Annotated in this window: 20 protein-coding genes; 11 read left to right on the top strand and 9 right to left on the bottom strand. The window is 60.1% G+C overall.

Going from position 1 to position 22,493, the window contains the following annotated elements; genetic code table 11:
• Positions 1-30: 30 nt before the first annotated feature.
• The gene (locus AU381_RS06740) at positions 31-1,695 is read right to left on the bottom strand and encodes an ABC transporter ATP-binding protein (RefSeq protein WP_064240986.1); all 1,665 of its coding nucleotides are present in this window, start codon (positions 1,693-1,695) and stop codon (positions 31-33) included.
• Between the two features lie 227 nt (positions 1,696-1,922).
• On the opposite strand from AU381_RS06740, the gene AU381_RS31020 reads away from it, so the two are divergent.
• Positions 1,923-2,591 (top strand): FadR/GntR family transcriptional regulator, encoded by a 669-nt coding sequence (locus tag AU381_RS31020; RefSeq protein WP_014761032.1) that lies wholly within the window; start codon positions 1,923-1,925, stop codon positions 2,589-2,591.
• 94 nt (positions 2,592-2,685) lie between these two features.
• On the opposite strand, the gene AU381_RS06750 is transcribed toward AU381_RS31020, so the two are convergent.
• Complete coding sequence (locus tag AU381_RS06750) at positions 2,686-3,570, bottom strand: LysR substrate-binding domain-containing protein (protein WP_064240987.1); 885 nt, start codon at positions 3,568-3,570, stop codon at positions 2,686-2,688.
• Between the two features lie 76 nt (positions 3,571-3,646).
• On the opposite strand from AU381_RS06750, the gene AU381_RS06755 reads away from it, so the two are divergent.
• From AU381_RS06755 to AU381_RS06765, 3 genes are read left to right on the top strand one after another with little or no spacing between them, the layout of a single operon-like run.
• A complete protein-coding gene (locus AU381_RS06755; RefSeq protein ID WP_064240988.1) occupies positions 3,647-4,816 on the top strand; it encodes a four-carbon acid sugar kinase family protein in 1,170 nt (389 codons plus the stop codon).
• A complete protein-coding gene (gene pdxA / locus AU381_RS06760) occupies positions 4,813-5,814 on the top strand; it encodes a 4-hydroxythreonine-4-phosphate dehydrogenase PdxA (RefSeq protein ID WP_064240989.1) in 1,002 nt (333 codons plus the stop codon). Before AU381_RS06755 ends, pdxA begins: the two co-directional genes overlap by 4 nt.
• 1 nt (position 5,815) lies before the next feature.
• Positions 5,816-6,514, top strand: coding sequence for a 4-hydroxythreonine-4-phosphate dehydrogenase (locus AU381_RS06765; protein WP_082909684.1), 699 nt, complete (start codon positions 5,816-5,818; stop codon positions 6,512-6,514).
• Between the two features lie 352 nt (positions 6,515-6,866).
• Here the strand turns inward: AU381_RS06765 and AU381_RS06770 are convergent, their stop codons facing one another.
• The 6 genes from AU381_RS06770 to AU381_RS06800 all read right to left on the bottom strand — a co-directional run bounded on the left by AU381_RS06770 (position 6,867) and on the right by AU381_RS06800 (position 13,672).
• On the bottom strand, positions 6,867-8,141 hold the full coding sequence (locus AU381_RS06770; protein WP_064240990.1) for an NAD(P)/FAD-dependent oxidoreductase: 1,275 nt from the start codon (positions 8,139-8,141) through the stop codon (positions 6,867-6,869).
• 75 nt (positions 8,142-8,216) lie between these two features.
• Positions 8,217-8,693: an Lrp/AsnC family transcriptional regulator gene (locus tag AU381_RS06775; protein WP_064240991.1), complete on the bottom strand. Its 477-nt coding sequence runs from the start codon at positions 8,691-8,693 to the stop codon at positions 8,217-8,219.
• 71 nt (positions 8,694-8,764) lie between these two features.
• Entirely contained in the window at positions 8,765-10,099 is a 1,335-nt protein-coding gene (locus AU381_RS06780) for an aspartate aminotransferase family protein (protein ID WP_064240992.1), read from the bottom strand.
• 105 nt (positions 10,100-10,204) lie between these two features.
• A complete protein-coding gene (locus AU381_RS06785; protein ID WP_244520030.1) occupies positions 10,205-11,065 on the bottom strand; it encodes a phosphotransferase enzyme family protein in 861 nt (286 codons plus the stop codon).
• 529 nt (positions 11,066-11,594) lie between these two features.
• On the bottom strand, positions 11,595-12,263 hold the full coding sequence (locus AU381_RS06795) for a haloacid dehalogenase type II (protein ID WP_064240995.1): 669 nt from the start codon (positions 12,261-12,263) through the stop codon (positions 11,595-11,597).
• Between the two features lie 719 nt (positions 12,264-12,982).
• Positions 12,983-13,672 carry a haloacid dehalogenase type II gene (locus AU381_RS06800; RefSeq protein ID WP_064240996.1) on the bottom strand — a complete coding sequence of 230 codons (690 nt, stop codon included), beginning with the start codon at positions 13,670-13,672 and terminating at the stop codon, positions 12,983-12,985.
• A gap of 476 nt (positions 13,673-14,148) precedes the next feature.
• Between AU381_RS06800 and AU381_RS06805 the strand changes: the two genes are divergently transcribed.
• The 5 genes from AU381_RS06805 to AU381_RS06825 all read left to right on the top strand — a co-directional run bounded on the left by AU381_RS06805 (position 14,149) and on the right by AU381_RS06825 (position 18,764).
• Positions 14,149-15,150: a phosphotransferase gene (locus AU381_RS06805; RefSeq protein ID WP_082909686.1), complete on the top strand. Its 1,002-nt coding sequence runs from the start codon at positions 14,149-14,151 to the stop codon at positions 15,148-15,150.
• Positions 15,151-15,158: 8 nt separating this feature from the next.
• Positions 15,159-16,529: an aspartate aminotransferase family protein gene (locus tag AU381_RS06810; protein ID WP_064240998.1), complete on the top strand. Its 1,371-nt coding sequence runs from the start codon at positions 15,159-15,161 to the stop codon at positions 16,527-16,529.
• A gap of 95 nt (positions 16,530-16,624) precedes the next feature.
• A complete protein-coding gene (locus AU381_RS06815; RefSeq protein ID WP_064240999.1) occupies positions 16,625-17,308 on the top strand; it encodes a GntR family transcriptional regulator in 684 nt (227 codons plus the stop codon).
• A gap of 279 nt (positions 17,309-17,587) precedes the next feature.
• The gene (locus AU381_RS06820) at positions 17,588-18,064 is read left to right on the top strand and encodes an Lrp/AsnC family transcriptional regulator (RefSeq protein WP_064241000.1); all 477 of its coding nucleotides are present in this window, start codon (positions 17,588-17,590) and stop codon (positions 18,062-18,064) included.
• A gap of 217 nt (positions 18,065-18,281) precedes the next feature.
• Complete coding sequence (locus AU381_RS06825; RefSeq protein WP_064241839.1) at positions 18,282-18,764, top strand: GNAT family N-acetyltransferase; 483 nt, start codon at positions 18,282-18,284, stop codon at positions 18,762-18,764.
• A gap of 239 nt (positions 18,765-19,003) precedes the next feature.
• Here the strand turns inward: AU381_RS06825 and AU381_RS06830 are convergent, their stop codons facing one another.
• Positions 19,004-19,846 (bottom strand): GNAT family N-acetyltransferase, encoded by an 843-nt coding sequence (locus tag AU381_RS06830; RefSeq protein ID WP_064241840.1) that lies wholly within the window; start codon positions 19,844-19,846, stop codon positions 19,004-19,006.
• Positions 19,847-20,168: 322 nt separating this feature from the next.
• Here AU381_RS06830 and AU381_RS06835 point away from each other — a divergent pair, with 322 nt between their 5' ends.
• Together AU381_RS06835 and AU381_RS06840 are read left to right on the top strand one after the other, a co-directional pair.
• Positions 20,169-21,161: an ornithine cyclodeaminase family protein gene (locus AU381_RS06835; RefSeq protein ID WP_064241001.1), complete on the top strand. Its 993-nt coding sequence runs from the start codon at positions 20,169-20,171 to the stop codon at positions 21,159-21,161.
• Positions 21,161-22,138: a threonine/serine dehydratase family protein gene (locus tag AU381_RS06840; RefSeq protein WP_174552521.1), complete on the top strand. Its 978-nt coding sequence runs from the start codon at positions 21,161-21,163 to the stop codon at positions 22,136-22,138. The genes AU381_RS06835 and AU381_RS06840 overlap by 1 nt, the downstream gene beginning before the upstream one ends.
• The last annotated feature ends 355 nt before the right edge of the window (positions 22,139-22,493 follow it).

Here is a 22,493-nt window from a genome sequence, read left to right on the forward strand (position 1 = left end):
TCCTCCCTAGTTGTATTTCGTCGGCAGCTCTCAAGAATTAACGGCAATCGGTCGAGTGTCCCTCGGTCGCTCCCCGGGAATTGCAGCAACCAGCTCGCGCGTGTAGGCCGATTGCGGGTTCAGAAAGATTTGGGACGGCGGGCCGTGCTCGACGATCCGCCCTTTCTGCATCACTGCGATTTCGTCGCAGATCTGGCTGGCGACGCGCAGATCATGGGTGATGAAGATCATTGAAACGCCGGTTTCCCGCTGGATCTGGTCGAGCAGCTTGAGGATCTGCGCCTGGATGGACACGTCGAGCGCAGAGACCGCCTCGTCGGCAATCAGCAGCTTGGGCTTGAACATCAAAGCCCGGGCGATGCCGATACGCTGGCGTTGCCCCCCGGAAAACTCGTGCGGATAGCGGCCGAAGGCGCCGGCATCGAGACCGACATGGGCCAGCAACGCTCGCGCCTCCTCACGCGCCTGGGCATAAGGCATGCCGTGCGCGACGGGACCGACGGTAAGAATTTGTCCAATGGTCGAACGCGGGTTGAGCGACGCGAAGGGATCCTGGAAGATCATTTGAATCCGCGGCCGCAGCGGACGGAACTGCGATTCCGAAAGCTTTGCGATGTCTCGGCCTTCGAAGAGAATCCGACCGCCATCACTGTCCTGCAGCTTGATCAAAAGCCTTCCCAGCGATGATTTGCCGGAACCGCTTTCGCCGACAACGCCTAGGGTGCGTCCCGCAGCCAGATCGAATGAGACGTCCTTCACCGCAGACACAATGCGTTGGCTGCCGAACAGGGCACTGCCGCTGCGATAAGTCTTGGACAATCCTTCGACCTTCAGGATCGTCTCGTTGCTCGCCTTCTCCTGAACAGCCCGATTCTTGCCCGTAAGGTGCGGGACGGCGGCGATCAGGCGCTGGGTGTAGGGATGGGTGGGGGATTTGAGAACCTGCTCGGCGCTGCCCTGCTCGACAACGCGACCTTTTTCCATCACCACGACACTGTCGGCGATCTCAGCCACGACACCGAAGTCATGGGTGATGAACATCACGCTCATGCCCTTGCGGCGCTGAATGTCACGGATCAGTTTCAGGATCTGCGCCTGCGTGGTGACGTCGAGGGCCGTGGTCGGTTCGTCGGCGATCAGGACCGTGGGTTCAAGTGCCAGGGCCATGGCGATCATGACGCGCTGACGCTGCCCGCCCGAGAGCCGGAACGGATACTGGTAGTACATGAGCTCCGGATCGGGCAGACCGACTTCCGTCAGCAGCTCGATGGCGCGCTTGCGCCGCGACGCCTTCGTGCCGACGCCATGCGCCGTCAGGACTTCGGTAATCTGCTCGCCGACCGTCATCAGCGGGTTCAGCGCCGAGAGCGGATCCTGGAAAATCATCGATACGACGCGGCCGCGCAGTCCTCGCAGTTTTTTCGCCGGTGCGCCGATGATGGCCGTACCATCGAGATGAATAGCGCCGGACGAGACGGGGATCAGCTTCGGCAAGAGCCCCATGATTGTGTTGGCCGTTACCGACTTGCCTGAGCCGGACTCGCCGATAATGCACAGGATCTGACCACGCTTGAGATCAAACGAGATGTTCTCGACGGCATGGGTCCGTTCCATGCCTTTCGGCAAGTCGACTGTCAGGCCACGCACCGAAAGCGCTGCGTCGTCTCCAGAAACAGCCTCTGTTCTATCGGCCATCGAGATTCCTCCCTTTCAACGGAGCGGTTACCTTGCGATTTTAGTCGCCGGCCCTATGCGTGCTGCCATCCGACAATCGTTCTGAAGCAGTACGCAGCATACATTCCCTCTGGTTCAGCGCCATTCGCTACCAATCCAGGGTATGATCCTCAATCAATATAAGATTGGTCTTGCAATTGGTGTCAATATAGATCAATTTGGTTGCGGAAAATAATTAGCGAGGGCTCATGAGCGTAGTCTTGAAAGATTTCATCGAAGCTGAAGGTCTGGAGCCCGGGGATCGGTTACCGCCTGAGCGCGACCTGGCGCTGAAACTCGGGCTGCCCCGCACCGCACTTCGGCGGATGCTTGCTTCTCTGGAGAAGGAGGGCAGGCTCATCAGGCACGTGGGCAGGGGGACGTTTATCGCTGGCAGCGGGGTTACCTCGACGGCGCTCCGTCGCCCGCCAGGCAGCACGGGAGACGCGTTGCGCACCTATCCGGCCGAAGTCTTCGAGGCTCGGCTAATCATGGAACCCAAGATCGCCGCCTTGGCGGCGTTACGGGCGACCAGGCAGGAGATCGACGAAATGCAGAAATCGATCGATCGGGGCAGCGCGGCGGAAACCCTGGTCGAATTCGAGAAATGGGACGCTGTCTTTCACCGCATCATCGTCGGAGCCGCCCGCAATGGCCTTCTCGCCTCGCTCTATGAAGGTATTCACACAGTACGGGCAGGAAACCTCTGGGGGAAAATGAAGGAGCAGTCACTAACCCCTGAGCGCATGAAGGCCTATATCGCCAAGCATCAGGCCACTCTTGACGCCATCAAAGATCGCGACAGCAGAGAGGCCGAGCGAAACATGTACGACCACATTGTCGAAGCCAGAGCAAACATACTTGGCCCGAATGCCTGAGCACCTGATAGCGGTCTGGTATTGAAGCGTGTTGTTGCGCTTCGAAGCCTGACCGGTTTTGAGATCAGGTTGGACACCGCGACGGTGTGTTGGCTCAAGACGCAGCACAGAAATCTTCTTGAATGGTGGCGAGAAGCCAAGACACAAATTGATCGATCGCAGCCGTCTTCTTCGCCAGCGCCGAACGAATGATGCCGTAATGTGAGCCATCAGGCTGAAAGCCGAGCGGCGCGGCGAGGCGGCCTTTCCGGATATCGTCGAGGGCAATAATCTTGGGGCACATGGCCACGCCCAGACCGCCGGCTGCGGCCTCCACCATCAGGAAATGATGGTCAAGAAAGCGCGTCGAGCGCGGCTTCGGCGCGTCCGGATGGGCGGCGGACCACTTCTGCCAGGCATCCTGGCGGGTCTTTGCAGCGAGCGCAACATAACCACCGGCCGCGAACCGATCCGCCATGGCGGGATGCATGACGGGACCGACTTCCTCTTCGATCAACCGTTCGACCTGCCAGTTCGCATCGATCGCGAAATCCAGTCTGCGGATCGCGAGCGTGATACGGTCGCGCGCAAAGTCGAAGCCCCCACCACCGACGGAGAGGTGAAGGTCGATCTCGGGATGGCGATCCTGGAATTCCGAGAGCCGCGGGATCAGCCAGCCCATGGCGACGGACCGTTCGCAGGAAACGACGATCGGCGGTGACACGTCGACTTTGCGGATATCCTGCAACGCCGACGCAACGAGCGCCAGCGCGCCCGTCGTCGCCTGCGCCAGGCGCGTGCCCTCTCCCGTCAGCCTCAGGCCGCGCCCATCCGGTTCCAGCAAACGGATATCGAGGTGTTCGGAGAGTTTCGAAACGCGCCGGCTGACGGCACCATGCGTCAGGTTTAACTCAGACGCGGCCGCACGTACGGAACCCAGGCGGGCAACGACCTCAAAGGCACGCAGATCATCGAGGGAAGGAAGGTCCGAACGCTTCATTGGTGACAATGTATCACCAATACCTGTGAAATCATATCGATATTCCTCTCAAGTCTTGAAGAATAGCCTCAGGGTCATGGCAGAAACGATTGACCAGATCAAACACATTGGCGTCGTCGCAGACGACCTGACAAGCGCGGCGGACGGGGCCATCGCTTTCCTGAAACGCGGCTATATCCCCCGCATCTGCAGAGTAAGACCGGACGATTCCCATGCCAGTCTGGTCTCCATAGACACCGGCAGTCGCACGCTCGACGAGACCAATGCAGCGCATGTGACGCGCCAGGCGGTAACGACGCTTGCAGACAGGCCGTTCCTCTATAAGACGATTGACTCCACCCTGCGTGGCCATATCCGCGTGGAAATTGCCGCCGCATTCCAGGCCAGCGGCCGGCCACGTTTGGTCATCGCACCTGCTTTTCCCGCTGCCGGGCGCACGACGATCGAGGGCATTCAACTGCTGCACGGTGAGCCGGTTGCACAAACGGCGTACAGCCGCGACCCAGTCCATCCCGCCCACACGTCGCGCATCGAAGACTTGATCGAGCCCAGCCTCGGCCGGATCGCCAGAATTTCCGCGCACACCTTGGACGGCGAGATCGGCAAGGCCATCGGCGACGCTCCGGTAGTCATCGTCGATGCATGCGAGCAGGTGATGCTGAATCGTCGGATTGCGGAGATCCAGAAGCACGGCCCGGCGCTTTGGGTCGGCTCGCCAGGTATGGCGGAAGCGTTAGCCACGGTAATCGAGCGGCGCACAGGCCAGGACATCTTCACGCCCGAAGCCACGCCGCACCGTGTTCTCGTGCTTGTCGGCAGCGCAAACCATGTCAGCCATTCGCAGTGCGAGACTTTGGCCGCGACAGGCGCTTCGGTCGCAATCCGTGCGACGGATATTGACGAGGCAGCTTCTGTCATCTGTATCCGTACTCCGCACATCCGCACCAGCAACCCGGCGAAGGCCCTCGCCACTCTGGTGGACGAGGCAGAGATCGCTTTGTCCCGGCATCGATACGACGCCATCATCGCAACGGGTGGCGAAACGATGCACGCTCTTTTGGAACGGCTCTCCCTTCACGCTTTCGACTTGATCCGCGAACTCGAGCCCGGCTTTCCCCTCGGCTGCGCTCGTCTTGCCGATGGACGAATGACGCTGCTCGCCATGAAAGCAGGAGGCTTCGGTTCCGCCATGACGCTGCGCAATGCCGCCGACACGATTCGCCGAATTGGAAAGGAGACCGCATGAACACCTCCCTGCCGCCGCTCGCCGTCACCATGGGCGATCCCTCCGGCATCGGGCCGGAGATCGCGGCAAAGACAATGCTTGCCCGTACCGACTTACGTCGCTGTGTCGTCGTCGGCGATCCGGCCGTAATGGCGAAGGCGATCGCCAGCCTCGGCGGTGGTCTGCATCTGAACGAGATCCATGACATCGCCGACGCGAAACCGGATGGAGGCCTGAATATCATCGCCGCGTCCCGCGTCGAAACCCCACCTGCACTCGGCAAGGTGAGCGCCACCAGCGGCCGCATGGCCTATGATGCCATCGTTGCGGCAATCGAACTCGCCAGGACGGGCAAAGTCGCCGGCATCGTGACGGCGCCGATCCACAAGGAGGCGCTCGCCGCTGCGGGGCTTCCCTACCCCGGCCACACGGAAATCCTCGCGGAAAAAGGTGGTGCGGGGCGCGTGGCGATGATGCTCGCCAATGACGACATTCGAACCGTTCTCGTGACGATCCACTGTTCGCTGGCGGACGCGATCCGCCAGGCCGATTTTCCGGCACAGATGTCCGCGATACGCCTCGCCCACCAGGGTGGGCTTGCGCTGGGAATCGACCGCCCCCGCATCGCCGTTGCAGGGCTCAATCCGCATGCCGGCGAAGGCGGTCTCTTCGGAGACGAGGAAATCCGCATCATCGCGCCCGCCATCGCGGCAGCCCGTGCGGAGGGCATAGACGCCAGTGGCCCCTGGCCCGGCGATACGGTTTTCATGCAGGCGCGAAACGGCCGCTTCGACGTGGTCGTCGCCCAGTATCACGACCAGGGGCTGATCCCCGTCAAATATCTCGGACTGGAAAAGGGCGTGAACATCACGCTCGGCCTGCCCTTCGTGCGCACAAGCCCCGACCACGGCACCGCCTTCGATATCGCCGGCCGTGGCATTGCCGATCCGAGGAGTCTCGAAACAGCGATCGACTACGCCCGCCGACTGGCGAAGGCACCGCACGACCAGGAGAATTGACGTGCCCCCCATCGATTTTATCTTCATGCTGACCCGCAACGACCGGACGATCCCGGATGCGCTGGAGCAGCTTCCCTTGGTGCTTTCTGCGGGTGTCCGTCATATCGGCTTCAAGGATATCGGCCTGCCGTTCCAAATGCTCTCCGAGCTGAACCGGGAAATCCGGGCCGCAGGCGCGAAGAGTTATCTCGAAGTGGTTTCACTCGACCGCGCCAGCGAAATCGCGTCGGTGCGCGCCGCCCTCACGCTCGGGGTCGACTATCTGCTTGGCGGCACCCACGTCGACGACGTCCTTCCGCTCCTTAAGGGAAGTGGGATCCGCTACTACCCCTTCCCCGGCCGCATTGCGGGTCATCCCAGCGTTCTTGAGGGTTCCACGACGGAGATCGTTGCAAGCGCTAAAGACCTTGCCGCCCGCGAGGGCGTCCACGGCCTCGATCTCCTTGCCTATCGCGCCCATGTCGACGTCGCAGACCTCATCCGGGCCGTCTGCGCCACTGTCGCCAAGCCGGTCATCGTCGCAGGTTCGATTGACCGCGCCGAACGCATTCACGCCGTCGTCAGCGGCCGGGCCGCCGGCTTCACGGTCGGCACCGCCGCCCTGGAGGGACGCTTCCCTGCAAGCGGTCCAGGCTTGACACATCAGCTTCTTGCGATCACCTCCATGAAGAACCAGGCGAAAGCGTTAATCGACCAGTAACGGAAAATGCGGCCTTGGTCAGGGCGCTAGCCTCCTCCTCTGCGTCGAACCGGAAATTGGTGCATAAAGGTCATGTCGGCGCCGCTGATGTCGGTCGGCTCCAAGAACAGGTCGAGATCGGCGTTGTCCAGACCCTGCTCGTTAAGGTCACCGGACTTCGCTCTCGTTCATCTACGATGAAAGAATCGACTGCCTCGAGCGTCGAGCGAGTCTCCGATCAGCGGCGCTCAGTTCCAGTTGATTGAGCACGAACGGGACGCCATCTGTGTATCGGCTAGGCCCTCCGACTCGCCTTACGTCGACCGTTCCGTAACCTCGGCCCTGACGCTTCCGCAGGCAGAGAAGAAGTATCCTACTGGAACCTGTCCAGCATCTTATAATACATGCCAACCAGCGGCAGGAACCAGGGCGTGCCGAAATGTCCCGGCACCGCCGGCCAATCGAGGCCCTTCAGCGGGTTGCGGTCCGGCCGGTCAAGGATCGCATCCGCCATGATCATGCCGAGATGAGTGGAAAGCTGGGCGCCATGGCCGGAATAGCCCATGGCGTACCATACGCCGTCATGATAGCCGGCGCGCGGGAAGCGGTCCTTGGTTATGTCGACAAGGCCGCCCCAACAATAGTCGATCTCGGCATTGGCAAGTTGCGGGAAGATCTCTGCGAGGCGTGTCTGGAGAATTGCGCCGATCTTCGCGTCCGAACGCTGGTCGGAGCTTGCCGAGAAGCGGGCGCGGCCTCCGAAGATCAGCCGGTTGTCCGGCGAGAGCCGGAAGTAGTTGCCGATGTTCATCGACGTGACGTATGTGCGGTTCCCGGGCATCGTCGCGGCGATCTCCGCTTCGGTCAGTGGCCGCGTGGCGATGATGAAGCTGCCAACCGTGATGATCCGACGGCGGAAATAGCCGAAGGTCGAGGGCGTATAGGCCCCGGTGGCGACAAGCACCGCATCCGCGGTGACGCTGCCACGGGTCGTTTTCAGATGATGGCGGCTGCCCGCCTGCCGATGTTCTGTGACGGCTGCCTTCTCGAAGATCGTCGCGCCGTGACGCTTGGCTGCCTCGGCCAACCCGACGACATAGCGGCCCATATGCATCATTGCGCTCTTTTTCGAGAGCATCGCGCCATGGAAGGGCGAGCCGATTTCTCGCTTCAGGTCGTCTGCACTGAGCAACGCCGTGTCGGGATCGACCTCTGCATTGACCGCTTCGAAGTTGCGGGCGATCGCTTGGAAATGCTGGGGCTTGGAGGCGAGCTTCAGTTTTCCGGCGCGGCGGAAATTGCAGTCGATGCCCTCCTGCGCGATCAGCCCCTCGAGCGTGTCGATCGAGTCGTCCAAGGCCTTGTAAAGTGCGATCGCCCGCTCCTTGCCGAGTTCGGCCTTCGCCGCCAAATAGCTATGCGCAAGTCCGTTGTTCAGGTGGCCGCCATTGCGGCCGGAGGCGCCCCAGCCGACATTCTCCGCCTCCAGCACGACGACCTTGGCCCCTGCCTTGGCGAGCTGCCGGGCGGCGCCAAGACCGGTGAAGCCGCCGCCGATCACTGCGACGTCATAGTGGCCATCGACGGGACCCTGTGCCGCCCCTGCGAAGGCCGGGGCATTGTCGTGCCAGTAGGGGAGGAATTTCATGGCGGTGCGCCTTCTCGCTAGTGATCGAAACGCCCTTTGTCCCATCGGAGCAAAGGGCGAAGTGTTGATGAGATTCTATGGCCGAAACAGGTTCGTCAGCGGCAGGTGCCCCTTCACGATCGGCGATTTCAGCACGACGAAGCTGAAATATTTGTCGATGCCGACGTCCAACTCGACCAGCCGCTCCATGATTTCTTGATATTCGCCGATCCCGGTGGTCACGAGTTTCAAGAGGTAGTCGTAGCCGCCGGAGACCACATGGCACTCGATCAGTTGATCGATCTTCTCGACCGCGGCGAGGAAGCGTGCAAAGTCGGTCTGCCGGTGGTTCTTGAGCGTGACCTCCGTGAACACCGTTAACGTCTGCCCCAACTTGGCGACATTGATCTGGGCCGAATAGCCCTCAATGTAGCCCTCCGACTGCAGCTTCTTCACACGCATGAGGCACGGGCTCGGCGATAGGTTCACCACCTCCGAAAGTTCCACATTCGTCATTCGGCCATTCTGCTGCAGCACGTGCAGTATCTTGACGTCGATCCGATCGAGTTTCATGGACTTACTTTCGCTTATGAGGATCGCTCGAGCCCGCAATTCGGTAAATTCGGCCGCCGAGGCAGCCTAGGTTACACCTGCGCGACGGCCTTCTTGAGCGCGCACTCCATGGCTTCAAGGAACCGGTCCACATGCTCCGCCTGGCAAATCAGCGGCGGGCGAACCTTCAGGGTATCCTCGTTGGCGCCCGTCGTACTGATCAGAACGCCATCGTCGCGCATCAGGTTTACGATATCCAAAGCCATGGCGCGCCGGCCGGCCTCTCCCGCTCCATCCAACCCGATGTCGATGCCGAAGAACAGCCCGGCATTTCGAATACTGCGAATGCCGGGGTGCAGCTTGGCAAGATGCTCCAACCCCAGCCTCAGGCGCTCACTCATGGCGTGCGCATGCTCGGGGATCCGATCCCTTTGCAAGATTGTCAGGACGGTGTCAGCCGCCGCGATCCCGACGGTATTGCCGCCGAAGGTGTTCGAGTACCGGGCAGTGGCGCCAAAGCGGTCCATCGGTGCCTTACGGCCGACGACCGCGCCGATTGGAAATCCATTGCCCATGGGCTTGCCGAGGGTAACGAGGTCCGGAACAACTTCGTGCCGCTCAAAACCCCACATGTGCGTGCCCGTCCGTCCGAATCCCGGCTGCACTTCATCGGCGATGACGAGACCGCCCGCCTCCCGCACGGCCCTAACGCCGCCGGCGATGAAGCCAGGCGGGTCCACCCAGACGCCGTCACTGGAGAAAATGCTGTCGATGACGAGGGCCGCGACGCCGCTGCCACGTCGATTCAAATCGGCAATGGCGGAACGAACCTGTTCTTCAAAGAACGTCGCGGCTTGCCGTTCCGGTACGCCCGCGGGCCCGTGCAACTGCACCATACGCACGGCAGGACTGAGCTTGACGGCGTCGCCCAGGTTGGGCGACACCATCGCCGTGGCCGCGCTGGTGCCGTGATAGGCATGGGAAGAGACGATCACGCCCTCGCTGCCGCTGGTCAGCCGGGCGATCCGCAGCGCCAGATCGTTCGACTCGCTGCCGGTGCAGGTGAAGACAACGCGGCTCAACTCCTCGGGAAAGGTGGCCACGAGCCGTTCGGCATAGTCGACTAGCCTCGGTTCGAGATAGCGAGTATTTGCGCTAATTCGGTTGGCTTGATCTGCCATGGCAGCGTTGATCTCGGGATTGCAATGCCCGAGAGAGGGCACATTGTTATAGAAATCCAGATAGCGATGTCCGTCGGGGTCGTAGAGCCATATCCCCTCGCCGCGAACGAAATGGACCGGTCGGCGGTATTGCAGCCTGTAGGAGGCTCCCAGTACGCTGTCGCGCCGGGCGATCAACTCTGATTCCCGGGGAGGAATTGTGGCTTCCCCGGGGGTAAAGCGGTTGGGCATGAGATCGGTGGACATGAATTTGATCCTGCTTAGGGTTTCCATCCGCGAGAAGGTCGCGAGTTACGTACTGATTACCAAGGCGAGTGACGAAGCGCTTGGAGTGCCTCCAGCAACGCCGGGCTAAGGCACCGCGCGACGCACAGCCAGCTCGGCCTCCCCGACGCCTAGTGCCGATAGGATAGAGAGCCCGCGTTCGGCTCGGGCCACGTTCTTCTTGATGTATGCTGCCTCGGCCGGAAACAGCCCGGCTCGCCAGGAGTTGATCAGGATGAGGGCGCTTTGCCGCGCCTTTATCAATCCAACGAGCAGTTTTGCCTCGAGCGCGGAAAGCGGGCGTACCGAAGCATAACCAGCGATGAGATTTTCTGCGCCGCCCAGAGCCAAAGACGGGTCCGTCACCACGTGGCTGGCCGCAACCGCGAGATCCTCAATCCGTGGACCCCAGCAGCCGTCGCCGAAATCGATGAACGCGACACCATCATCGGTCAGGAGTGTATTGAACGGGCTGGGGTCATTGTGCGTGACCTGCCATGCTATCTCGCGCAGTTGCGGCTCGATAAGCTCGACATAATTGCCCATGGCAACACGCACGGAATCCGCAACGGGCCCTGAAGGCAGATGCTCCTCCAGTTCCATCAGCCTCGGCCAACATCCAACATGCCAAAGGACCGGGCGGTGCATGGCGGGCAACTTCAGAGGCTCGAGAGTTAAACTGAGCCGAGCAAGCGCCTGGCCGACCCGGTAAAGGACGTCCGGAGTTGCGTTCGCCTGGTGCAGCGGCACACCCGAAAGTCGGGTCTGCAGGTAGCCGCAAATCTCCTCCTCTTCGAACATCAGCGTACCACCGCTGGTACGCACGATGTGAGGTGCTGCGAAACCGCAAGCGCCTTCCAGCCCTGCAAGGGCCGCAACCTGGAAGCGGAAACTGTCTCGTCCTTCCGGCCGCGCTGATGTCTTGAGGATCAACCGATCGCCGTTCAACAGGGTGACGTCCGAGGTACACTCGACTTCCGAGGACAGTACCATGATCGTTCCCGTCAAGCCGTAATGGCGTAGTAGCAGCTCACCACCCGACCCTCGTGCTTCCGCAGCGCTTTGCTTTGTCGCCAGAATAGCGGCAGCGGCTCGAAAATATGCTTCGGTGAAAGGCGCGCAGACCGACTGGTTGCCGTCTAGATGACCCTCGCCGTCGTCTGGAACCGCATCGTTACAAGCACCCAAGATAGAGACCCTCGCACTGTTTGGAGCCAGGCGGCATGCTCATCCGAAAAGCGGCCGTCGAGATGGCATCTGTATGGCTGCGCCCAGCCTCGATTAAGGTCGGGCGTTTGCTGCTGAAGGCGCCGGAACTACCGCCCCCGCCTCCAGCACGATCGTCTCGGTTCGCTTTGGGCATGACCTCGCCGCGCGGGGCCGCGGTGCCACCGCCGAAGACGGCGGCACCGCGATGGCCTCCATCGGTCGTCGACATTCCGGCGAATCGAGTTATCGAGTTGCCGGAGAGAGGCCTTCAGAGCCCGACGACGCCTGGCAATTCCGAGATGCCGGCGATCTCGGTATAACCGTAATAGGGATTGGCCGGCTCGTGACCGCGATTGACCCAAACCTTGTTCTTGATCCCGAGATCATGTGCGGACATCAGATCGTAGCGGAACGAGGAGGAGCAATGCAGTATGTCCTCCGGACCGCAACCAAGCATGTCGAGCATATACTCGAAGGCCCGGAAGTGCGGCTTGTAGGCCCCCGCCTCTTCGGCGGTGTAAACGGCGTGGAACGGCGCGCCGAGCTTCTCGACGTTGGACATGATCTGCGAGTTCATTGCATTTGACAGGATGACCAGCGGAATTTCCTTGGCCACCTTGGCAAGACCAGCCGGAACGTCCGGATGCGGCCCCCAGGTGGGAACGCGTTCGTATACCATCTGGGCGTCTTCGTCCTTGAAGTCGATGCCGTTGCGTTTGCAGGTCCTCGACAGTGCGTTGTAGACCACCTCCGCATAGGGCTTCCAGTCGGCCATGACTTCATCGAGCCGGTAGGCAGAGAAGTCCGCGATGAACTGCAGCATCTTCTGCTCGCTCATTCGGGCGCCGTAAAGATCGCGCGCCGCCTCCGCCATCTGAAAGTTGATTAGCGTGCCGTGGCAGTCGAAAGTGATGTATTTCGGGCGGAAAGTGGCCATGCGCTTCGTCCTTTTTTGGCGGGATCTGTTTCCGTTATGAGCAATCATAGGCTCGCCTCAGCCGCTCTACCGGCCGATTTCCTTGGCTCGTCAGCAGAAAATTCTGAACTCGAAGTCCGGTTGGCCCTTTCGATTGCGCATGGACGATGATCCCACCGTCGAGACGTCGAAAGGCGGCGCCGCCATTTTCCAGTCAATAAAGGATGAAAACACCTGCCTTTCAGCACCTGCTTCAAACGCTGAACATGCCGCCATGCATATTCGCCCCGCCTCATCCGCTGACGCTCCCGCCGCCTTCGAGCGCTACACACGGGTCGGCGTTCGGGTTGGATGGCGATGCTGCCCTGCCCGTATCCGGCATTACGCACCACAGACCCGTGGACCCGTCGAGCTGTCAGGATAGATGGGAACCGGAAAGATCGACCCCGGTCCAGTCACTCCCGCATGCTTCGCGGACGACCGCCGTCCGCCCCAACTCGGTCGTTGAGGAGCAGCCCCGGTTACTCGAAAGCGGACATTGATAGCGGCCGCGTAACAAACGCGTCGAGCCCGACGTTCCGTTGCGTCACGTTCGGATCACACCATCCTCTAACGCCAGCAGGTCACTCGTGCGGAAGGAGTCCCCGGAAAGGCCCATGCTTGCTCCCCTTCGAACGAGAGAAGGGGCGAATGACCCGCCCCAGTCTCATCGTAGCAACAGCGCCTGAGCGCTAGACTTTTCAGGCGCGCTTTAGGGCTGGCTCCAGGCCAACGGCGGCGGCTAACCCGCCGATATCCTTGATCTCGGTGTATTCGTAATAGGGATTGGCCGGCTCATGGCCGCGGTTGACCCAGACCTTGCTCTTGATGCCGAGGTCATAGGCGGTCATCAGGTCGTAGCGGAAGGATGAGGACACATGAGTGATGTCTTCGGGCCCGCAGCCGAGCTTGTCGAGCATGTATTCGAAGCCCTTCATCAGAGGTTTGTATGCCCCGACTTCTTCTGCCGTGATGACCATATGGATGGGCGCGCCCAGCTTTTCCACGTTCGACATGATCAGGCTGTTCATAGAGTTCGACAGGATGACCAGCGGAATTTCCTTGGCCACCCTGGACAGGCCAGCCGGGACGTCCGGGTGCGGACCCCAGGTTGGCACTTCGTCATAGATGCGCTGCGCGTCTTCGGGTTTGAAAGGAATGCCGATGCGTTTGCAACTGCGTTCGATGGAATTGTGCACCACTTCGAGGAAGGGCTTCCACGGCCCTAGCACCTCGTCAAGCCGATAGCCTCTGAAAGCCTCGACAAAGCTGGCCATCGCTTCTGGGGAGAGACGCTCGGCGTAGACGCGTCGCGCAGCGCCGGCCATGTCGAAATTGGTGAGCGTGCCGTAGCAGTCGAAGGTGACGTACTTCGGTCGAAATTGAGTCATGGCGTGTATCCTATCCAGTTTTTTCGGCACAGTGTGCCTATCCAAGGTCATCGTAACTGCATTCCGGCCAGTGCGAGCACACTGGCATAACTTTTCGGCGATGGCAACAGATTGTCCAACAATTTTTCCGGTAACCGGTCTCCTTGGCGCTTGCCGACAGCTTGCGTGCGCCGCATCCAAGCACCAACAAATTGCGCGAACATATAGCTGAAATGCCCGATAACGCTGAGATTTTTGTAGGTATTTCATTGGTATATCTCTGCGCTGTCGTCAACCGCCATTCGTCAGAAAGAGATCGATTCCAGCGGCAAGAAACCTCCACCAGAAAAGAAATTGTTGTACAAAATTCCGAATGTGAGATACTGAGGCCATCGAGCTGCCCATTCCCGAGGCAGGATCTGAATGAGTTGAAGATGGGTCACAAGCATCAGTGCGGGCCAGCCCGCGTCCCTGAGCTTTCCGAGGCGTGCCATCCCGTGGGCGCTGCGGAAGCCGAAGAAATCGCCGAACGACTATACGGCGCGCGTGGCTCGGCCACGCGCTTTGAAACCGAGAAAGACGACACGTTCCTCCTCAACTGCGCGACCCGCGGGAAGTTCGTGCTGAAGATCGCTCATCCTTCCGAGCGGATGGAAGAGCTCGATTTCCAGGTCGCGCTGATGCGCCATCTCGAGCAGCGGGCCCCTGACCTACCCATCCCCCGTGCACTTCGCGACCTCGACGGCGCGGATTTGCCCATCGTCGCGATCAGGGCCGGCGAGCGGCGAGTGGTGCGGCTCATTACCTTCCTTCCCGGCACTCCGCTCGATCGGACATCTGCCACAGCCCCGCAGCGCGAACGGATCGGCGAAATCCTGGCCAAGCTGCGTCATTCCATGGCCGATTTCTCGCATCCCGCAGACGGCCGGGCGGTGGCATGGGACGTCACCCATCTGCTCGATCTCACCGATCTGTTGAGCTTCATCCCCGCGGGCGGCAAGCGGGCCTGGACCGTCCGCGCGCTCGAGCGGTTTGCCGAAGTCAAGCCGAGCCTCGACCTGTGCCGGCGGCAGGTGCTCCACAACGACTTCAATACGTCGAACCTGGTCGTCGATCACGCCAGCCCGCAGTTCCTGACCGGCGTCATCGACTTCGGCGATGCGGTCCGTACCGCCATCGCCGTCGATGTCTCCACGGCGTTGATGAATCAGATGCCAAAAACGTTCGACCATGGGAACCGGCGTGACCTGTTCGACGAACCGCGCGACGTTCTGCGCGGCTATCTCCGCCACGCCGAACTGACGGACGAGGAACTCCGGCTCATCCCCTTCCTGTCGATGGGCCGTCTTGCGGTCCGTGCGCTGCTGACGTGCTGGCGCGCCGAAATCTTCCCCGAGAATAGCCGCTATATCCTGCGCAATACCGAAGCCGGCTGGGCCCACCTCGAGTGGTTCCACTCGATTTCGACCGCACAGATTTCCGATCTTCTGACACGATAGGAACCGTAATGTCCAAGCAAGCGACTACCCTGCCCAAGGGCTTCCGTGGTGACATGCCAAATGGCTTCAATCCTCAGGACACGTCTCATCTCACAAGTGAAGATCTGGCGCATATCACCAGGCGGCAAAGGCTGCTCGGGCCCGCTTATCGGCTCTTCTACAAGTCGCCGGTTGAGGTCTCCCGCGCTAAGGGCGTCTTCCTTTATGATAGGCATGGCAACGAATATCTCGACGCCTACAACAACGTGGTATCGCTGGGTCACTCTCATCCGCGTGTCGTCGAGGCGATCCAGAAGCAGCTCGAGGTACTCTGTACCCACACGCGTTACATGCAGGAGCCCCTGCTGGACTATGCTGAAGCGCTGATCAATACGTTCGGTGGCGAACTCGGGCGGACCGGATGCGCGATGTTCACATGCACCGGCTCGGAAGCCAACGATCTCGCCTTGCGTATCGCGCGTTACCACACACGCAAGACCGGCGTAATCGTCACGGCCGAAGCCTATCACGGCAACAGCGGCGCGGTGGCGGCAATCTCGCCGTCGCTCGGCAAGAAGTCGGCTCTGGATCCCTATCTTCGCACGGTCGCCGCGCCGGATTCCTATCGCCTGCCCGTCGAGGAAATCGGCCGGCGGATGGCGGAGGATGTCGCGCGGCAGATCGGCGACATGGAGCGGCATGGCGGCGGCCTGGCGGCCTTCATCGCCGACTCCGTCTTCTCTTCCGATGGTCTCTATGTCGATCCGACGGACGTATTGGCGCCGGTGGCGGAAGTGGTGCGAAAGGCGGGCGGCCTGTTCATCGCCGACGAGGTGCAGTCCGGATTCGGGCGGACCGGCACCCATCTTTGGGGTCACTCCCGTCACAAGGTCGATCCCGACATCGTCACCATGGGCAAGCCCATGGGCAACGGCTATCCCGTTGCCGGCGTGGTCCTGCGGCCCGAACTCGTCGCCGAGTTCGGATCCAGCATGCGCTACTTCAACACGTTTGGCGGCAACTCCGTCGCTATCGCCGCTGCAAGGGCCGTGCTCGACACGATCCTCGAAGAGGGCCTGTTAGACAACGCCGCCACGGTCGGCGGCGAAATCCTCGACGGCCTCCGGGACCTACAGACGAAATATGAATTCGTCGGCGATGTTCGCGGGACCGGCCTCTATTTCGCCGTCGAACTCGTCAAGGATCGAGACCGGAGAACACCGGACATGGACCGTGCGCTTGCAGCCGTCAATGCCTTGCGCGACCGGCGCATCCTCATTTCCGCGACCGGAGCGGACGCGCATATCCTGAAGATCAGGCCCCCGCTCATCTTCACATCGGCCAACGCGGCACGTCTGCTCGAGGGCGTCGACGAGGCGCTTCGGTGCGTGCAGATCTAGGACCCGCCACCATGGGCGGCACAATATCATCTCCCTTGCCCTACGCCGCCGCATATGGCGTAGGTATGCAAAAATCAACGAGCGAAGCCAAAGCCATGCCGACGCTGCACGCCAGGAATCAAGCCGAAGATCTTGAGATGAATGTCGAGCCCTTGCCCGCTAGCGCGGTGGAAACCCTGACACACGCCTTGCGACGGCGCATCTTGTCAGGGGATTTCCAACCGGGCGAGTTCCTCCGGGACGTGAAGATGTGCGAGGAGCATTCGACCTCGCGGCACACATTCCGTACAGCAGCCCAGGTGCTCGTCACGCAGGGCCTGCTGCGTCAGATACCGAACAGAGGTTTTGTGGTGCCCGAATTCGGGCCCGACGATATCGTCGACATCACACGCGTGCGCGGCGCCATCGAAGGCGAGGCCATTCGTCTGATCGTGCTGACCGGGGTCATCCCACCTCTGGCGCTGGAGGCGGTCGAGGTGATGCACAGGTCGACTCTATCCTCCGACAGATCGCTGCTGGTTGCCGCGGACCGTGACTTCCACCGCGCGATCATTGCCGCTAGCGGCAGCGCTCGGCTGAAGCGAACCTATTCAGACCTCGAGGGCGAGATCGAGCTTCTCCTCGCACAGCGGCAGGATTTCTACGCCACTGCGGAAGAAATGGCGGAAGAACACGAGCGGCTCATCAACAGCTTGAGAAGCCGCCACTACGATACGGCGCGAGAGGCGTTCCAGGAGCACTGGGAAGATCTCCAGATCAAATTGCTCGATCAACGCTGACCAGCGCTCCCTGCGGAATTTGACAGCTCGGAAGGATAACCTGCCAGGCGGCGCTAAGGATGCCAGTGCCGCCGGTTCGGCGCGGAGCAAGCACCATCTCGGATGCTTCCTCTCCGGCTCCGCCAGAGCCTGCTTTTCGGCGGGGTCGCGGCGTCGGCGCCAGCGCATGGCGCCGGAGGCGCAGCAAAGGCCGCTGGCCAGCCAGCTTGAGCGAATAAGGCTACTGAGAAGTTTGATGCGTGAATACTCCATCGCAACCATATCAGCGGGAGCTAGCCAATGAAACTTGATCGCATCGACGTCAAGATACTTAACGCATTGCAGAAGAATGGCCGAATGACGAATGTCGAGCTTTCGGAAATGGTCAATCTCTCGCCAAGTCCCTGTTTGTTGCGCGTGAAAAAGCTGCAGGCGGAGGGCTATATCGAGGGCTATTCTGCCCAGATCAATATCGGAAAGCTGGGCCAGACGTTGACGGTGTTCACCGAAATCACGCTGAAGAACCACCGTCAATTGGACTTCGCCAGATTTCTTACTGCGATCGAGAAGGTCGATCAGGTCATCGAGTGCCATCTAGTTTCCGGAGGCTACGATTATCTCGTCAAATTCGTCACCGCCGGAATCGAAGAGTATCAGACGTTGATGGAGCGGCTCCTCGATTCGGAAATCGGCATTGACAAGTACTTCAGCTTCGTCGTGCTGAAATCGCCCCTGGTCAAAGCGCATTTGCCGCTGGCAAGCCTGTTCCAGCAGTAATCTCGCAGCAGACCTCGATGCGGGCGGTGTGGCGGCCGGATTCCTCGGCTCGTCAGCAGAAAATTCCGGACTAACACCAGGTTGGCTCTTTCGATTTCGCGCGGAGGGTGATGCAACCTCGAGGCGCCGAGGCGGAGCCGCCATTTTCCAGTCAACAAAGGATAGAAACACCATGACCCGCTTCTCAGCACCTGCCGCAAAAGCTAATCATGCCGCCATGCATATTCGCCCCGCCTCATCCGCAGACGCTCCCGCCGTCTGGTCAATTATTGAGCCCGTGATCCGAGCGGGAGAAACCTATGCGCTTGATCCCAACCTGAGCCGGGCAGAGGCTCTCGCGTACTGGATGGGAGCAGACAAGGAAGTCTTCGTTGCCGAGCAAGCGGGCGCCATCCTCGGCACCTATTACATGCGTCCCAATCAGGCTGGCGGTGGTCAGCATGTTTGCAATTGTGGATACGTCACAGCGCCTGATGCGACCGGTAAAGGCGTCGCACGTAGTTTGTGCGAACACTCAATGGCAACCGCCCGCGCCCACGGGTATCGGGCGATGCAGTTCAACTTCGTGGTGAGCACCAACGAACGAGCTGTTTCGCTATGGCAGAAAATGGGTTTTGAAATTGTGGGCACATTGCCCGGCGCGTTCAGTCACCCGACGCATGGCTATGTTGACGCCTTCGTCATGTATCAAACGCTATAGACGGCTGCGTTCGCGACCTTGGATGACGATACTGTCCTGCCCGTATCGGGCATTGACGCCCCACAGACCCCCCACGAACCCCGTCGAGCAGCTTATGTCCGGTCGCGCAGGCGACAGTCGCGTCCTTGGCCGATTTCAGCACCCGTCCGCCGCCTCATGGCGGCGATAGGAGGGCGAGTGGATGAGGCAGATCGCACCGTCGGGTTCGACAAGCGAGTCCCCGCAGCTTTTCGACCAGATCAACCGAGTGCCTGACTGACCAGCGCGTAGTTGCGGTGATACGTGGGCTTGCTTTGCCCGCATGCGGCCCCCAAACGTCGCATCTTGATCCCCCTGCCGGCGTGGTTGAGCCCGCGCGCGGTGAGCCATCCTGCAAGATCCGTGGAGGCATCCGTGTCGATACGGACGAACCTGCCCTGGTGATGGGCGAGCAGGAAATCGATCAGGGCCCTGGCTTCGGAATCGTTTCTCGCTACCACCGGTCCGATGACCAGCCCACGGCCGAAAGGCCGGATCGCCGCGAAGGCCTGGATCTCGCCGGCATCGCGAATGACAGCGAACTTCGCCCGCTCACGCAGAATCTCCATCAATGCCGAACGGTCATGGCCGTTTGCCGCGCTGTCCAGCGCCACCAGGTAGGCATGATCGCCGCGCCCGCTCCATGTTACATGGGCCGGCGCCTCAACCCGCAACGGCTCGCCCTGGTGCTGCACGGTCTCGCCAGTCGCAGCGAAACCCACCTTCTCATAGAGCGGAAGACCTTCCTGCGTCGCCACCAGATAGCAGGTGCGCTCTCCCGCCTTGGCAAGCGCCTCTTCCAACATCTTCCGGCCGAGGCCGCGGCCGCGCATCGCGGCATCGACGATGACCATGTTGATGGTGGCGGCGTCATCGCCATAGGGCGTCATCATGACGGTCGCGACGAGGCGCTCCTCTTCGAGCGCGACGATTCCCTGGCTGATTGACTGGACCAGTTCCCAATCGTCGCGCCGATGCGGCCATCGGACCTGGCGGGACAGCTCCAATGCCCTGTCCAGATGCTTTGGTGTCATCTTCTCGAGAATGATCGCTTGGTTGGTCATGATGCGGTTCCGGCCTGTGTCTTCAAGGTTCAAGGTAAACCGCAGAAGACAGCAGTTCCTCCCGACGCAAGGCAGTGCGCGAAGCGTTCGCGCTAACCTATGCCGCCCACACCGCATCTTGTGCCGACCGTGGCGAGCCTACACTCTGACGCCTAAATACGGAAAAGGCGCATGCCGCAACTCTCTGCCAAAGCCTCTATGCGATACAGAGCAATCTGCTTCCGGTCGAGGCGAATCCGGCCACTAATCTCCCCGCTCTCCGACTATCGTGATTTCGGTCTTGGGCGTGCTGTACCGATGCCAGAAAATAGAAAGGTCATGCATGAAAACGCTGCTGCTTAAGAAGGATGAAGTAAGACGGCTAATCGGCATGGCGGAAGTCATCGGCGCGGTGGAGGAGGCATACAAGGCCTTTAACAGCGATCAGGTCGAACAACCCGACTATATCGGAATAGATCTCCCGTCGCCTCGTGGGGAAATTGACTTCAAGCTTGGCTACTACAAAGCCAATGAAGTGATCTCCATGAAAGCCTCTTCTGGAGGGTTCATCGATAACCCAACAGCACACGGCGTGCCCAACGGCATGGCGACTATTTTCCTGTTTGATGGCAGGAGCGGTGCGTTGATTTGCGTCATGGATGGAAGCTTGATCCTTGGTCTTAGAACGGGGGCGTCTGGAGCCGTCTCCGTCAAAGCACTGGCGAGGAAGAACGCCTCGACGATCGCATCGATTGGCACTGGCAATCAGGCAAGAATGCAAATCCGGGCGATCAACGAGACCATGAAGATCGAAGAGATCCACGCATGGGACAATAACCCGGATACGCTTTCCAAATACAAGACCGATATCGAAAGCGAATTCGGTATTCCTGTAATCATGGCCAACTCCAAAAAAGAAGCCGTTGAGCAGGCCGATGTCCTGATCACGACGACCCGCGGGAAAGGGTCGCTTGTGGAAGCAGATTGGGTGAAGCCCGGCACACACATCGTTGCAATCGGCACGGATCAACGCGGCAAACAGGAGCTGGATCCGGAGATATTCAGAAACGCAAGAATCATCGTCGACTCGATCGCGCAATGCACTGAAAAGGGCGAGACCTGGCACCCGCTGAATGGAAACATCATCACCAAAGACGACATCCATGGCGAAATCGGCGAGGTATTGCTGGGAAGGAAGCCGGGACGAGAAAGTGATGACGAAATCACGATTTTCGATTCCACGGGAATGGCCATACAAGACAATACGACAGCCAGCAAAATCTATCAGAACGCCATAGCCAATAACGTCGGCACCTTCTTTCAGTTCTTTGAGTAATGACCATGCGCAATTACCCCACCATTCAGGACATCCGTGAAGCCCAGGAACGGCTGAAACCGCACGTCAGGCACACGCCGCTATTGCGTGCGCAGAAAATCGAGAAGGCCGCTGGCTGTCAGCTTTATCTCAAACCCGAAACCCTGCAGATTACTGGCGCCTTCAAGATCCGCGGTGCCCTGAACAAGGCTCTCTCGCTCTCGAGAGAAGAGATCGCAAACGGCATTATCGCGACGTCGTCGGGCAACCATGCCCAGGGGCTTTCTTACGCGGCGAAGATGCTCGGCGTAAAAGTGATATTGGTACTTCCGGTCACCACACCCAAAATCAAGATTGAAAATACAAAAGCCCTTGGTGCGGAAGTCATTCTTTTTGACGGTGATAATGCTGCTCGATGGAAAAAGGTCTACGAAATTGCTGAAGGAAACAAGTATGCGGTTATTCACGGCTTCGAGGACCCCGTTGTAATGGCTGGCCAGGGAACGATCGGGTGCGAGATACTCGAAGACCTGGACGATGTGGACACGGTCATTGTTCCCTTAGGCGGTGGAGGCCTGATCTCGGGAATCGCAACGGCTATCAAGGAAACGAAGCCGTCGGTGCGGGTCATCGGGGCAGAGCCTGCCTTGACACCGAAGTATTTTCACAGCCGGATCAACAAGGAGCGCACATCGCTTCCCTTGAAGAACACTATTGCCGATGGCTTGAGGATAAGTGTTCCGGGTCAAAACCCTTATCCGATTATCGAAAAATATGTGGACGAGATTGTTCTTGTTGAAGACGAGCACATCATCGCCGGGATGCGCGCTCTTGCCAAGGATGCGAAATTGATCGCTGAACCAGCCGCCTCGATTGGCGTCGGAGCACTGTTGGCGGGCATCATAGACGTCAGGCCCGATGAAAAAGTCTGTGCGGTGTTGTCTGGCGGGAACTGGGACCTTGGTGATCTTGCCGAGATATACGGGGCAGCGGGGTAATCAGTTACAGCTTCACCAATCCGATCGCAGTTGAACGTCTGCGATCCTCATCGCCAAGCAAGAATCTGTTGGGGTCCGAAACAGGTATTCGGCGATAGCTTGGCGACGACCGCTCTCCACCCGTTCAAGACGATCAGTGGCCGGCCGATGCACCGCCGCGAGTGCAATCCCTCGCCTTGAAGGGATGCGAACTAGCGACCACCACCTTGATGCGAAAGTCTGGGATCATCATCGTCGAGACATTCCTGACGGCTCTGCGGATCAGAAAACACGAGCTCGCGGGAGACCGCCATGAGCAGAATTAGGTTGGGCCACCTTCAGGAAGCGGCGCGGCCGCAAGCTCGAGTCGTCGTAG

The sequence above is a fragment of the Sinorhizobium glycinis genome (genome assembly GCF_001651865.1).
Taxonomy (GTDB): Bacteria; Pseudomonadota; Alphaproteobacteria; order Rhizobiales; family Rhizobiaceae; genus Sinorhizobium; species Sinorhizobium glycinis.